The 437-nt window shown below is 49.0% G+C and carries 1 protein-coding gene; it reads left to right on the top strand.

The window, feature by feature from the left end:
- The coding region (locus IV91_RS19360; protein WP_150112505.1) for a DotD/TraH family lipoprotein at positions 1-286 on the top strand (286 nt) is incomplete at its 5' end.
- Positions 287-437 lie beyond the last annotated feature (151 nt).

Below are 437 nucleotides of genomic sequence, written 5' to 3'. Positions count from 1 at the left end.
GAGAGTGAATCCAGAATCCGTTCATGGATGCTCTACCCGCCTGGTGTCAATTGACCTGGATGGCGATGTAATGTTGCTGATCGACGATATGGTAAAAGCAAAGTATTGTCAGGTTCGGGTGGTTGGCAAAAAACCTCCTCAGGACATTGTTCTGTCTTTGCATTATAAGGTGAAACCCTTGTGGACGGTCCTTGAGGACGCGGGGGTGCAAATGGGAAACCTCGGGTCTATCTCGGTCGGAGAGAATTCGGTGGTGTTTGACTTTACGCCTGGGGTCCAGAAGTAATGGATAAACATCCTTCTTCTAATATGAAGTACGCGGTGGTTCGTTCAAGACTGGCAAAATGCGCCGTTCTTTCCGCTGGGATCGTTTTCGGTTTTTCGGCTTTTTCGGCGGATGACACATCGCTGACCGATCTGGTCAACTTCAAGGTTTC

Source organism: Ferrovum myxofaciens, assembly GCF_000735045.1.
GTDB classification, from domain to species: Bacteria; Pseudomonadota; Gammaproteobacteria; order Burkholderiales; family Ferrovaceae; genus Ferrovum; species Ferrovum myxofaciens.
Note: the sequence above shows the minus strand (reverse complement) of the source record. Positions and strands in the feature narration are given on the sequence as shown.